Here is a 12,875-nt window from a genome sequence, read left to right as displayed (position 1 = left end):
TATTATGAATCACCCGCATCTAGAGGAATTCCGAGCAACATTGTCACATCCCCTGGATGATTTCCAGGTTGCGGGCTGTGAGGCCGTTGAAGACGGACACGGCGTACTTGTGTGCGCACCGACCGGCGCTGGCAAGACCATCGTTGGCGAATTTGCCGTATCCCTTGCTTTGTCGCAGGGGACGAAGTGTTTTTACACCACGCCGATTAAGGCACTGAGTAATCAGAAATACCACGACCTCGTTGCGGAGCACGGTGAGCAAGCTGTCGGTTTGCTCACCGGTGATGTCTCCATCAACGGCGGTGCTGACATCGTCGTGATGACGACTGAGGTTCTGCGCAACATGATTTACGCAGATTCACCCGCATTGCATCGTCTTAGTCACGTGGTGATGGATGAGATTCACTTCCTAGCTGATGCCTCGCGCGGTGCCGTCTGGGAAGAAGTTATCCTTAACCTTGATGAATCTGTCTCAATCATCGGTCTATCAGCAACCGTTTCTAACTCCGAAGAATTCGGTGATTGGCTCTCCACGGTGCGTGGAGACACCAAGATTATCGTTACCGAGCATCGTCCAGTGCCGCTGGATCAGTGGATGCTGCTCGGGCGCAAAATTTTTCCCCTTTTCGAGCCAAGTTCGGGCGGGCAGGTTAATTCAGAGTTAGCACGCCGTATCGCGCGACTTGAGGCAGGTTCTGCCGATGAAGGTCGCGACGACTATAAATCAGGAAAGGGCTTTCGCGCTCGCGCACGCCACAATGGGCGTGAACCACGTGATGACAGGTCAAGCCGATCCGGCGCACCCCGTCCGCAGGATCGCTACCACCCACTGGGTCGCCCAGAGGTACTTAAGATCCTGCAGGGGCAGAATATGCTGCCGGCCATCACCTTTATCTTCTCACGCGCAGGTTGTGACGGCGCGCTCTATCAATGTCTGCGCTCGCGCATGACCTTGACCTCCGAGGAAGAAGCGGAAGAAATCAAGGCCATCGTGGACGCCGGCGTCGAGGGCATCCCAGAAGACGATCTGCAGGTCCTAAACTTTCGGCAGTGGCGCCAGGCTCTCTCGCGAGGTTTTGCCGCGCACCACGCGGGCATGCTCCCAGCGTTTCGGCACATCGTCGAGGACCTCTTTGTCAAAGGCTTGGTTCGCGCGGTCTTCGCAACCGAAACACTCGCGCTGGGCATCAACATGCCGGCGCGCACCGTGGTGTTGGAAAAGCTGATTAAGTTCAATGGCGAAGCGCACGTTGATCTCACCCCAGGTCAGTACACGCAGTTGACCGGCCGTGCAGGCCGACGCGGCATTGACACCATCGGTAATGCAGTTGTGATGTGGGCGCCAGCCATGGATCCACGTCAAGTAGCAGGGCTTGCCTCAACGCGTACCTACCCGTTGATTTCGACTTTTGAGCCTGGCTACAACATGGCTATCAACTTGCTGGGTATGTTGGGATACCAAGACTCCCTGCGCCTGTTGGAAAAGTCTTTCGCACAGTTCCAAGCAGATGACTCAGTGGTGGAAGAATCCCGCCAAATCGAACGTGCAGAGCACCGCGTCAATGACTTACGCGCGCAATTGGATGAGCTGCTGCGCATGCTGGCGCCACCAGTCCCTGATGATGACAACGCCACTGATATGCTGCTCGATTACATCGATCTGCGCCGTGAGCTCACCGAAGAAGAGCGCAAGTCCAATGAGTCCAAGAGCCATGAGCGTTCTAAAGAAGTCGTCAAAATTTTGGGCAAACTGCAAGTAGGCGATGTCATTGCGCTTGCCGGCAAGAAGCACCCGACACTGGCAGTAGTGGCTACACCTGCCAACCAAACTGCCGATCCACGCCCGTGGATCACCACAGAAACCGGATGGTCAGGCCGTATTGATGCCAGTGGCATTCAAAACCCTCCGATTGTGATCGGTCATATGAAGTTGCCGCGTTCGGTGCAGAAGAACCCACGTCGAAACGCAAAGTTCGTCCAGGATCAGTTCCGTCGCCAGCACTTTGACCGTCCAAAGCGCATGAAGGTCAAGCCGCGCAGTCGTCCAAACCCAAAGGTTGGGGTGCTTCGCGATGCCATCCGTTTGCACCCAGTTCATGAATGGCCAGCTACCGATCGTGAGCAGTTGGCAGCTTTGGCGCAAAAGCTGGCGCGCAGGGAACGCGACTTAAAGAAACTCACTACTGCTGTAGAGCGCGCGACAGATACTCTGGGTAAGACTTTTGAGCGCATCGTCGACTTGTTGGCGCAGATGGACTACGTCGAATTCGAAGGCGTCGGCGAAGACCGCACCCCAGTCATCACGGATGAAGGCGAGCGTTTGGCTCTCATTCACAACGAGTGTGACCTGCTGGTGGCGCAGTGCCTCAAACGCCGCGTGTGGGATGACCTTGACCCAGCGGAGCTGGCAGGAGTGGTCTCCATGTGCTCCTTTGAAAACCGCAAGGAGACTTCTGGTGCGCCAGATGCGGCAACCGACCGGATGGCGGATGCGATGAATGCGACTTTGCGCATCCACGAGGAATTGATCACCGATGAGCGACTGCACAATTTGCCGCTAACTCGTCAGCCAGAGGCCGGGTTTGCCTTGGCCTTGCACCAGTGGGCAGCGGGCGCACCATTGGGTTATTGCATGTCGGCTGCAGCTGAGTCTGGAGCAGAATTAACCCCTGGTGACTTTGTGCGCCAATGCCGTCAAGCCATTGACTTGTTGCAGCAGGTCGCGAAGACGGCATACACCGATGATGTCAAAGCCAATGCCCGGCGCGCGGTCGATGCCATCCAGCGCGGGGTAGTAGCCATCGGCGCTTAGCGGTGCTTAGCTACGCGGCATCGCCATTAAGCTATCGGCAGCCCGGCGCAGGGTCTCAAGGTGCGGTCGAAGCGGTGCTACGGTTGCGAGCCCGAAATTGATCCCCAGCGGGTCGAGGATGAGAGACTGTACCGCGTTGATGCATAGCTGGCCGTCCTTGTGCCTCGCAGCTAGTACGGCGCCACCGGAGTCACCCTTGATTGCCTTAGGGCTATTAAGCTGAACCGCTGCTGGGCGTACGCGCGTGCCGCCACCCCGTGATATTGACAGCGGAGTTGGAAAAAGCACTGTGCCAGGCTTCGTGTTGACCTCAGCGGAGTTCCCGCCAAAGCCATAAGTGGCCACCTTCAAACCGGGGTAGAAGAACTGGGATCCGACCCCGAGTAGTTTGCGCGGCGGTGCCGGGCGGCGTAGCCGCGCAATAGCAATGTCGGTGCCATTAATGACGCGCACAGCATCAAGCTTGCCGCGAATACCGCGGCCGCGGATGTTGAAGGAATTAAGCGGTGCGGTACGAAAATAGTGCGCGCAGGTAAGGATCAACGGGGTTGACACCAGCTCGGCCGAGGCATTTAAGTTAGGGGCCACCAACATTCCTGAGCAGTATCTACGCCCAGTGGAGATACGAACCGCTAAGTTCTCAGGCACTGCGTTTAATTCTTCGTTCACCTTGCCCACCTTAGACAAACCAGTAGATTACCGGCGGGCTTAAAATCTCGCGGACTTAGAGGGTTATCATGGCAGATATGAGTTTATTGACTACTTTTGCGCCGGAAGTCTACGCACAGCGCTTAAAGCGTGCGCAGGCAATAACGAAGGCGGCCGGCATTGATGCAGTGGTCGTGGCCACCGGCGAGGATTTCTTCTACCTCGTGGGTTCAACGCTGTCCTCGCATGAGCGTTTGACCGCGCTGATCATCCCGGCGGAGGGCACCCCGCAGCTTTTCGCACCCGGCACGGACATCTTGGACTTGAACTTATCACCGGTTCCGCAGCTGGATATGCAGGTGCACGGCTGGAACGACGGCGATGACATCTACGGCCAGGTTGCTGACGTTATCGGCCGGAATGCAGGCAAGGTTGCAGCCACAGTAGCGCTAACAGCAGATCACCTCTTCCAGCTGCAGGGTTTGATTTCCGCTGAGTGGGTGCTCGCCAACACGGCACTGGCTGAGCTCTTTTCTTCCAAAGACCCAGCGGAGATCGATGAGCTGCGCAAGTCCGCACAATCCATTGATCGCGTCCACGCACAGGTACCGGAGCTTTTGCAGCCGGGCCGCACCGAGCGCGAGGTAGCAGACGATCTTGAGGCGCTTATTCTCAAAGAGCACGTCAGCGTCGACTTTGTCATCGTCGGTTCGATGGAAAACGGTGCCAACCCGCACCATAGCTTCTCCGATCGCGTTATCAATGCCGGCGACCCAGTGGTCGTCGATATCGGAGGCACCCTGGCTAGTGGCTACCACTCGGACTGCACGCGTACCTACGTTGCCGGGGGAGATATCACGAAAGCTCCACAGGACTTCCTCGACGCGTACAAGGTGTTGCAGGATGCGCAGATGGCATCGCTGGAGTTCGCAAAGCCTGGCCGCACGGCGGAAGAGATTGATGCATCATCACGCACCCCGATTAGTGAGGCCGGCTACGGCGAGTACTTCACCCACCGCCTAGGCCACGGCATTGGGCTGAGTGGACACGAAGAGCCCTTCATCATTGCTGGCAATGACTTGGTTATCCAGGAAAGTATGGCCTTTTCCATCGAGCCAGGTATCTACATGCCGGGCAAGTGGGGCATGCGCATTGAAGATATCGTGACCACGACCAAAGATGGCATTGAATCTTTGAACCAGGGGCCGCGTGAGCTCCGCTAAGGGCGCTGTCCTCATCCTCGGTGGGCGCAGCGATATCGGTGGTGAGCTGGCGCGCAGGTTGTGCCCAGGTCGTCCAGTTGTGCTGGCTGCGCGTGGTACGCACGGTATGGACAAGCTTGTCGATGATTTACGCACCCTCGGTGCCACCGACATCCACACGGTGGACTTCGACGCGACGGCGGTGGACACACACCGTGAGCTGCTAAACAATGCGCAACAGCTCGCGGGTGAGATTACTTGTGCGATAGTCGCCTTTGGGATCTTGGGCGAGCAGAACAAGGCCGAGCACGATGAACACCATGCGGTAGACATCGCCACGGTGGACTACTTGGCGCAGGTATCGATGCTCACAGTGCTTTCCGATGTCATGTCGCGCGGGCACATCGTCGCCTTTTCCTCGATTGCCGGGTGGCGAGCCCGGCGCGCTAATTATGTCTACGGCTCGACTAAAGCCGGACTGGATGCTTTTTGCCAGGGGCTTGCGGACAAGCTGACTTTGGATAAAAGCAAGGATCTAGCGCTGATTACTGCACGCCCAGGCTTTGTCATCGGTTCCATGACGGTTGGCATGAAGCCCGCACCGATGTCGGTTACCCCCGATGTTGTAGCTGATGCCATCACCGCGCAGATTCCCACGGAACTTACCAAGAAACCGCGCAGTGTCACCTTGTGGATTCCGCGCAGACTAGCTGTGCTGGCTTTCATAATGCGCCTGGTGCCGCGCGCAATCTGGCGCCGCATGCCGAGGTAAGTGCCGCGTTAAATGCCTGCCGCATTTAACGTAAGAGAAAATCGCACTTATCTCTAGAGGAATGGGGAATTGACGTCGAAGATCAGCCCGCGGGGCGCGAGCACACGCACGACAACATCTGCGTCGCCTTCGGCAAGATCGTGGAAGATGAGTCCTTTCCACGGCGTAATCGTCACGGGCACTTCCATGCGCCCCACTAGTTCAGCGATATCAGCACTCATGACGCCCTCGAATAAGCCCACGCCCAATTCCACGCGCCCTTCCGGCATGTGATCGGCTAACCAGCCGATCGGCAGTGGGGTGGTGGGCAGGGTGGCATCGGAAAGCACTGCGTCATGAGCCACCTCGATGCGGTTTGCAATCTCTGACACGGCATCCGGAGCCTGCTCCATGGTGGTGCGGATGACCTCTTGTGAAGTGCTGATCTGCACCTTCGAGCTATCGTCTGCTACCTGCACGCACACATCCAGCTGCTGACAAGCAATTGAACCTTCGCCGCCATCGACACCGATAAGCAGGCTCTCGGCCGCAGAGTCTGGAACCTGAGAACCAATGGCCTGGGCAAGGTGACGGGCTTGCTTACTGAGTGGCGAGGCAACAACGCGGCACGAGCTCGTGTGCAAGGAAGTGGCGCTCAAGCGCTTTGCTGCATTCTCGCTGTCTTTGAGGTTGCGAAGTTCCACGGCGCTATGCGCGTTGAGATAGATATTTGCATCCGCATAACTGCGCGCGCTCTCAGCCAACTCCAGCCAATCCTGAGGGGTAGTTGTACCACCGGCAGGAAAGAGACGAAGCACGGTGGAATCTAGCTGGGAGGTAATAATTGGTCGAGGCATGCGGCAATTCTACTACTTGGTGACAAATCCACAGCATGTACACATGTCTTGTCACAGCCGAGCTTGTAGGATGGTCTGCATTATGCCGTTCATGCTTGTCTTGTTCTTATACATCGTCCTAGAAGGTTTAGCCTTCGCAGGTATCGCCAACCTCATTGGTCTCGGGTGGACCCTGCTCTTGCTGCTGGCCACCATGCTCTTTGGCATGACCATCGCCAGTCTAGAAGTCCGCCGCATCATGCATGGAAAAACCACACGCACCGAAGATGGCTCCGTCATCATGGAAGACGCCACCCCAGGGCGTACTGCCGGAAATGTGGGCTTGACCTTAGCCGGCGGTGTACTTTTATCCCTCCCTGGCTTCCTCACTACCTTCCTAGGCATCCTGCTCATCTTGCCGCCAACCCGCGCGCTGCTGCGCACCCTGCTATCGGTCAAACTTTTTAAATCCGTAGAAAATATGGGCGTGCGCTTCTACGATGCATCACCTATGTCCAGCCAACACGATAGCTACGGAAGCTTCGGCACTTTCGGTGCGCCCAGCACCGGCAACCCCGGCACGGCTAGCACGCAACCAAGTGCTGCACAAGAGCGCGAAGTCATTGATGAAGACGAGATCCGCAACTGGAGCCAGTCTCTATCCCCAGAAGACTTCGGCGGTAACGGCGGTAATGGATCGAACGGCACAGATGGATCTTCCCGCGGCAAGTAAGTGCTAGTAATTGAGAGTGTTACTTTTTCTTCGCCTCCTGCTCGCCGGTCTATCCGGCGCCGGAATTTACTACTCCTATGAACCCCACGGCCTTTGGCTGCTGGGGGTTTTCGGCATCACGGGGCTGTTTTTGTCCCTGTGCCCGTGGCGCGGCAACTTTGTCAGCGCGAAGTCAGGTGCGCTGATCGCGTTTGCTCACTCACTAGTCGCGTTTTTAATGCTCTTGCCTTGGATCGGGGAACTAGTAGGAGCAATGCCTTATATTGCGCTCTCAGTCTTTTTGAGTCTGTATGCGTTGCTGCTGGGAATCTTCGGCGTCTTTATCGCACGCCTGGGCTGGGGGTTCTTAATCTTTCCCAGTTTTTATCTCGCGGTTGAATTACTGCGTTCCTCGGCACCTTTCGGCGGATTTTCCTGGGTGCGCCTGGGCTGGGGGCAAGTAGACGGCCCCTTGGCTTTTCTGGCCGCCTGGGGCGGACCAGCACTAGTGACCGTTGCTGCTGCGACCGTTGGTACCGCTATCGCGGCAGTGCTTATCGATGTACGCGGTGACATCGATAAGCAAGCTTTCAGCGGATGGGGGATGCGCGGTGTGGCGATAGTTTGTGCTTTAGTGCCGTTCGGGCTGAGCTTACTGGCTGGTTTCGGGGTTAACCGTCCTGAATACACGACGGATACGCTCAAAGTAGCGGCGATCCAGGGCAATGTTCCACGCTTAGGCTTGGAATTTAATGCGCAGCGCAGGGCCGTGTTGGAAAACCACGTCAACGTCACTCAGGAGCTTGCAGACTCTGGCGAAGACGTCGATATTGTGCTGTGGCCGGAAAATTCTTCAGATGTCAATCCCTTCCGCGACCGCCAAGCGCGCGCCTTGATTAATGAGGCCGTCGATTCCGTCGGCGTTCCTATCTTGGTGGGCACCTTGACCGTGGATGAGGTCGGGCAGCGCAACACCATGCAAGTATTTGAAACCGATTATGAGCCCGGGGACTATCACCACAAGAAGTACCTGCAGCCTTTTGGTGAGACCATGCCTTTACGCGATCTGCTGATCCACGTCAGTGATTATGTGGAGCTTGCCGGGGATTTTAAGCCCGGCGATGGTCCAGGCGTTGTGAATATGGATGGCGTCGTGGTCGGCGTGGCTACTTGTTATGAGGTCAGCTTCGATAATGCATTTAGAAACTCCATCGACAACGATGCGCAGATTCTTACCAGTCCGACGAACAATGCCACCTTTGGCTTTTCTGATATGACTTATCAGCAACTTGCCATGAGCCGCATGCGCGCAATTGAGGCTGATCGGGCGATGGTGGTGCCTGCTACCTCCGGCGTTTCAGCGATAGTGCAGCCAGACGGCACGGTGTCGCAGCACACGGAGATCTTTGAGCCTGGATACTTGGTGGAAGAACTCCCGCTGCGTGATTCCATAACTTTTGCGATGCGCTATGGCTGGTGGATTCAGCTTGTGCTTACCGTCTTCGGCGTGGCGGGAGCAGGGTATGCTTGGTGGACAAAGCGTCAGCCCAAAAGTCGGCGTGGCGATGCCAAGTCGGCAAAAGCAACTTCAGCGACTAAACTATAGTGGTTAAGGTTTGTTTGGCCGCACCCATTTTATTGCTGATTAAGGAGTACCAACGCCCGTGACTTCTCCCCAGACCGTAAAGTCTGACACCACCTTGGTGATCATTCCCACGTTCAATGAAATTGAGAACCTCCCGCTCATTACCAAGCGCGTGCGTGAAGCAACGCCAGAGGTACACATCTTGATCGTGGATGATTCTTCACCTGATGGCACCGGTGAATTAGCTGATGAATACGCTGGCAAAGATGACCACGTGCACGTCATTCACCGCGAGAGCAAAGATGGCCTCCTGGGCGCATATATCGCGGGCTTTAAGTGGGGCTTAGAGCGCGACTACCAGGTTCTGTGCGAAATGGATGCCGACGGCTCCCATGCACCGGAGCAGCTGCACTTGCTGCTGGAGCAGATCGCCGATGGCGCTGACTTGGTCATTGGCTCCCGCTACGTACCCGGCGGTGAAACCGTTAACTGGCCAGCATCGCGTGAGTACCTCTCACGCTTGGGCAATATCTATATTTCCGTCGCGCTGGGCGCAGGTCTTTCCGATATGACCGCGGGCTACCGTGCATTCCGCCGCGAACTGCTGAAATCCATTGACTTCGATGAGCTTTCTGATGCTGGCTATATCTTCCAGGTGGACTTGGCTTTCCGCGCGGTCAAGGAGGGCTTCGATGTCCGCGAAGTACCCATTACCTTCACTGAGCGCGAATACGGCGAATCCAAGCTGGATGGCTCCTTTGTTAAAGACTCTCTGGTTGAAGTAACCAAGTGGGGTCTTGAGCACCGCAGCGAGCAGGCCAAAGATGCCGTTGAAGATATCACTCCTGTGGTCAAGCGCCTAGTCGATGATAGCGGCGTGACCTCCATTCCATCCAAGCTCGGTGAAGCAGCGTCCTTTGTCGGTGACATGGCAGGGGAGATGTGGAAGATCGCTAAATTTACGGTCAACGACGTGCGCTCCAACATTAAGCGCTAGGCTTTTAGCAACCTTAATTAACCCTAAAAAGGAATGTCATGGCTCACGTAGTTTTTGAAAACGCCACCTGCACCTACCCAGGTGCGGAGAAGCCTTCTGTCGACAAATTCAACTTGGAAATCGCTGATGGCGAGTTCTTAGTTCTAGTCGGGCCCTCTGGCTGCGGTAAGTCCACTACCTTGCGCATGCTCGCTGGTTTAGAGCAGGTTACTGGTGGCTCCATTTCTATTGGGGGCAAGGATGTCACCAATCAGGAGCCACGTGAGCGGGACATCGCCATGGTGTTTCAAAACTACGCGCTGTACCCGCACATGTCCGTGCGTGACAACATGGGCTTTGCGCTCAAGATGGCGGGCAAGTCCAAGGACGAGATCAAAAAGCGTGTCAGCGAGGCTGCTGAAACTCTCGGTTTGACGGAGTTTTTAGACCGCAAGCCAAAGGCACTATCGGGTGGTCAGCGCCAGCGCGTGGCCATGGGCCGTGCGATTGTGCGTAACCCGCAGGTGTTCTTGATGGATGAGCCTTTGTCTAACTTGGACGCCAAGCTGCGTGTGCAAACCCGTACGCAGATTGCTGCGCTGCAGCGCAAGCTCGGCGTGACCACGGTATATGTCACGCACGACCAGACTGAAGCCTTGACTATGGGCGATCGCATCGCGGTCTTGCAAGAGGGTAAGTTGCAGCAGGTGGGTACGCCGCGCGAGCTTTACGATGCCCCACGTAACACCTTCGTGGCCTCTTTCATCGGCTCACCCGCGATGAACCTGTCGACATTCAACGTCGATGCCCAAGGCATGGCTAGCAATGGCGCTGCGTACGTCAAGCTGCCGGATAATGCCCGCGCGGTACTAGCAGAATCTGGCGAGTCCACGGTAGTGGTGGGCTTTCGCCCCGAAGGCCTAGAGCTGGTTTCCGACGCTCGGCAGCTACCTACTGATAGCCATGGAGTAGTTGCCTTTACCGTGGACTTTACGGAAGAACTCGGCAGCGACACCTATCTTTACGGCCATCTTTCCGGCAGCGATGGCAATTCGGCGGCTGGTGTTGCACCAACCGCCGCGGCACCCGTGGCGGCACAAAATGCCGCAGAGATTGTCATGCGGGTCAATGCCAATACTCATATCCAAACCGGTGAGACGGTCCATGCGGCTATCGCTGCGGGTGGACTTCACGTCTTCTCTTCTGGTGATGGCGAGCGGCTGAACTAGCAAAGGCATAAAAATTGGTGGCACCTTTCCTTGTCAGGAAGGTGCCACCAATCGTTTTTCTTGCCAGATTACTAGCGCATAAAAACCAAAATTAAGCGTTCTTAGCTTGTTCTTCCTGCTGTTCCTTCAGCATGCGAGCAGCCGAACGGCGACGCTTGCGCAAAGCGTCGATGCGCTGCTCCAGCAACTCATCAAGCTCCTCGATAGAGCGACGTTCACGCAGCATGTCCCAGTGAGTACGTGGAGGCTTGACGGGCTTGGATTCCACGCCTTCGCCTTCTACCAAGGTTCCCCATGAGCCGTTCTTGCACAGCCACTCTTCGGGTACTTCTGCGTCGTGTGCGAAAGGAACCTCATAGATCTCGCCCGCTGCCGTGCGGTACTTGACCATCTGGCGGGGTGCGAGATCGTGGTCGCGGTCGGTTTCGTAGCTAACTGCGCCCATTCGGCTGCCACGGAGTACGCGATCTGCCATTGCGACATCATCCTTTACATCTAGGGATAGGAGAGTGCGGGCAACATACCCACACGACCTTCTCATTAAACAGAACTATAAGTATAACGAACTAAGGCCACGAATTGTTCCCGGGCCCCTTAAGACTTAAGATCTAGGTGCATAATTACGCCTACGGGCGCGAATATATTCCTTGCAAAATAACAATCAGCGACCTACGAGTTTTCGCAATCATGTACTAAGGTAGAGACAGTGATACATACTTCCGGCGACAAAAGCGAGCAAGCTGCATGCCTGAGGTGTGGGAAAACCATCATAAACCAGGGTAGAGGCAGGCCAAAGAAGTATTGCAGTTCTGCATGTAAGCAACGAGCTTATGAAAAGCGCGTGGCCCTTCGGAATTTTTCAGATAACGACAAAGCCTTGATACTATCGCCTGAGCGCGCGGTGAAGTTGCATGATGGGCTGTTTGAGCTTCGTTGTTCTGCCGAAGATATAGCCACCGCCGTGGAAGATAAAGCGCCGGCATCTGAGATACGGCAATTGGTTGAAGAATTGGTAGGCATTGCCCGCCGAGTGGAAGAGTTGAGATAGAAACCTAATGTTGAAAAAAATTTTCTACACCCGCAAGATCATGGTTCCAATTTTTATTGTGATCATCGTTGGTCTCACGCTTGTAGCCCTGGTCCCGATGTTCTACTCAATCTTTACCGGCCCCGGAGTAACCACCGAGCCGATCAACGCGGAGAAAACCAAGCCCGCGTCCACTGAAGTCGACGGCAATTGGGAAGTTGTTGCAGGTAATGCTAATAATTCCACCTCAGTCGGCTTTACCTTCGCGGAGATTTTGCCAGCCGAACAAACCGTTACTTCCGGCTCAACCACTGATGTTACCGGTCAGGCAGAAATTTCTGACCAGACCATTGAGTCAGCGCTGATTACCGTCACCATGGATGGTCTCACCACGGACAAGAAAGTTCGAGATGAGAACATGAAGACTAAGCTGTTTGAGACTTCCGAGTTCCCAGAATCCACCTTTGAGCTCACCGAGCCCGTCGACATCAGCGCAGTACCTGAAGACGGCAGCCTCGCCGATGTTGAACTCACCGGAGATCTCACCATCAAGGGTGAAACCAAGTCCGTGACGGAAACCTTCCAGGTCGCACGCGACGGCGAGACCATCTTGCTCGGCGGCAATATTCCAATTAACCGCCTGGACTTCAACGTGATCACACCTGACATGATTGCAGCGAAGATCGATGAGGAAGGCACCGTAGATATTCGCCTGACTATGAAGAAGATCGATAACTAACTTTAGCTATCAGCTAAACCTCTCTAAATGCCCCTAATAACGTCACAGTGACGTTATTAGGGGCATTTACGTATATGGGACAAAAGGGTGGCCCAAACACCGATCGTGACATGGCGGAGCCTATAAGGCTCTTCAGGTAAACATTGAGGCAAGCAAGCCACAGAGCGTGCGTCTACATATAAGCGGTCATAAACCTCCGCAAGAACTGCAGCAAGCTTCGCACGGAGGCTTTGCAGAACCGAACCGTGCGGCAACTGCAAGTAGCAAGCAGTAAGCGACACCAGTAACCGGTAGGCACCCACAAGACGGCGCAGACTGCGGGCAAGGACAAGCGCACGCTATATGGACATCCAGGCAA

Annotated in this window: 12 protein-coding genes; 9 read left to right on the top strand and 3 right to left on the bottom strand. The window is 55.6% G+C overall.

Annotation, left to right across the window (positions count from 1 at the left end):
• The first annotated feature begins 4 nt into the window (after positions 1 to 4).
• Complete coding sequence (locus tag C5Y44_RS10890) at positions 5 to 2,812, top strand: RNA helicase (protein WP_105324966.1); 2,808 nt, start codon at positions 5 to 7, stop codon at positions 2,810 to 2,812.
• A 6-nt stretch (positions 2,813 to 2,818) separates the two neighbouring features.
• Here the strand turns inward: C5Y44_RS10890 and C5Y44_RS10885 are convergent, their stop codons facing one another.
• The gene (locus C5Y44_RS10885) at positions 2,819 to 3,481 is read right to left on the bottom strand and encodes a trypsin-like peptidase domain-containing protein (protein ID WP_233189960.1); all 663 of its coding nucleotides are present in this window, start codon (positions 3,479 to 3,481) and stop codon (positions 2,819 to 2,821) included.
• Positions 3,482 to 3,549: 68 nt separating this feature from the next.
• On the opposite strand from C5Y44_RS10885, the gene C5Y44_RS10880 reads away from it, so the two are divergent.
• Positions 3,550 to 4,683: a Xaa-Pro peptidase family protein gene (locus tag C5Y44_RS10880; RefSeq protein ID WP_105324964.1), complete on the top strand. Its 1,134-nt coding sequence runs from the start codon at positions 3,550 to 3,552 to the stop codon at positions 4,681 to 4,683.
• Positions 4,670 to 5,434 (top strand): SDR family oxidoreductase, encoded by a 765-nt coding sequence (locus tag C5Y44_RS10875; protein WP_105324963.1) that lies wholly within the window; start codon positions 4,670 to 4,672, stop codon positions 5,432 to 5,434. Before C5Y44_RS10880 ends, C5Y44_RS10875 begins: the two co-directional genes overlap by 14 nt.
• Positions 5,435 to 5,487: 53 nt before the next feature.
• Here C5Y44_RS10875 and C5Y44_RS10870 read toward each other — a convergent pair whose 3' ends face one another.
• Positions 5,488 to 6,270, bottom strand: coding sequence for a cobalamin biosynthesis protein CobG (locus C5Y44_RS10870; protein ID WP_105324962.1), 783 nt, complete (start codon positions 6,268 to 6,270; stop codon positions 5,488 to 5,490).
• An 82-nt stretch (positions 6,271 to 6,352) separates the two neighbouring features.
• On the opposite strand from C5Y44_RS10870, the gene C5Y44_RS10865 reads away from it, so the two are divergent.
• The 4 genes from C5Y44_RS10865 to C5Y44_RS10850 are packed head-to-tail and all read left to right on the top strand — an operon-like array spanning position 6,353 to position 10,751.
• A complete protein-coding gene (locus C5Y44_RS10865) occupies positions 6,353 to 6,982 on the top strand; it encodes an FxsA family protein (RefSeq protein WP_105324961.1) in 630 nt (209 codons plus the stop codon).
• A 16-nt stretch (positions 6,983 to 6,998) separates the two neighbouring features.
• Positions 6,999 to 8,567 carry an apolipoprotein N-acyltransferase gene (gene lnt / locus C5Y44_RS10860; RefSeq protein ID WP_105324960.1) on the top strand — a complete coding sequence of 523 codons (1,569 nt, stop codon included), beginning with the start codon at positions 6,999 to 7,001 and terminating at the stop codon, positions 8,565 to 8,567.
• A 58-nt stretch (positions 8,568 to 8,625) separates the two neighbouring features.
• Positions 8,626 to 9,543 (top strand): polyprenol monophosphomannose synthase, encoded by a 918-nt coding sequence (locus C5Y44_RS10855; RefSeq protein ID WP_105324959.1) that lies wholly within the window; start codon positions 8,626 to 8,628, stop codon positions 9,541 to 9,543.
• Positions 9,544 to 9,581: 38 nt separating this feature from the next.
• Positions 9,582 to 10,751, top strand: a complete 1,170-nt coding sequence (locus C5Y44_RS10850) for an ABC transporter ATP-binding protein (RefSeq protein ID WP_105324958.1) — start codon at positions 9,582 to 9,584, stop codon at positions 10,749 to 10,751.
• 91 nt (positions 10,752 to 10,842) lie between these two features.
• Here the strand turns inward: C5Y44_RS10850 and C5Y44_RS10845 are convergent, their stop codons facing one another.
• Positions 10,843 to 11,226: an RNA polymerase-binding protein RbpA gene (locus C5Y44_RS10845; protein ID WP_066793926.1), complete on the bottom strand. Its 384-nt coding sequence runs from the start codon at positions 11,224 to 11,226 to the stop codon at positions 10,843 to 10,845.
• Between the two features lie 231 nt (positions 11,227 to 11,457).
• Here C5Y44_RS10845 and C5Y44_RS10840 point away from each other — a divergent pair, with 231 nt between their 5' ends.
• Together C5Y44_RS10840 and C5Y44_RS10835 are read left to right on the top strand one after the other, a co-directional pair.
• Positions 11,458 to 11,799 (top strand): hypothetical protein, encoded by a 342-nt coding sequence (locus C5Y44_RS10840; RefSeq protein WP_105324957.1) that lies wholly within the window; start codon positions 11,458 to 11,460, stop codon positions 11,797 to 11,799.
• 7 nt (positions 11,800 to 11,806) lie between these two features.
• A complete protein-coding gene (locus C5Y44_RS10835; protein WP_105324956.1) occupies positions 11,807 to 12,517 on the top strand; it encodes a YceI family protein in 711 nt (236 codons plus the stop codon).
• Positions 12,518 to 12,875 lie beyond the last annotated feature (358 nt).

The organism is Corynebacterium sp. J010B-136 (assembly GCF_002967075.1).
Taxonomy (GTDB): domain Bacteria; phylum Actinomycetota; class Actinomycetes; order Mycobacteriales; family Mycobacteriaceae; genus Corynebacterium.
This window is presented reverse-complemented; position numbering and strand designations above follow the sequence as displayed.

Coding starts and splice junctions, on each gene's coding strand:
- C5Y44_RS10890 (WP_105324966.1), top strand. CDS start 5: ATGAATCACCCGCATCTAGAGGAATTCCGAGCAACATTGTCACATCCC.
- C5Y44_RS10880 (WP_105324964.1), top strand. CDS start 3,550: ATGGCAGATATGAGTTTATTGACTACTTTTGCGCCGGAAGTCTACGCA.
- C5Y44_RS10870 (WP_105324962.1), bottom strand. CDS start 6,270: ATGCCTCGACCAATTATTACCTCCCAGCTAGATTCCACCGTGCTTCGT.
- C5Y44_RS10865 (WP_105324961.1), top strand. CDS start 6,353: ATGCCGTTCATGCTTGTCTTGTTCTTATACATCGTCCTAGAAGGTTTA.
- C5Y44_RS10850 (WP_105324958.1), top strand. CDS start 9,582: ATGGCTCACGTAGTTTTTGAAAACGCCACCTGCACCTACCCAGGTGCG.
- C5Y44_RS10845 (WP_066793926.1), bottom strand. CDS start 11,226: ATGGCAGATCGCGTACTCCGTGGCAGCCGAATGGGCGCAGTTAGCTAC.
- C5Y44_RS10835 (WP_105324956.1), top strand. CDS start 11,807: ATGTTGAAAAAAATTTTCTACACCCGCAAGATCATGGTTCCAATTTTT.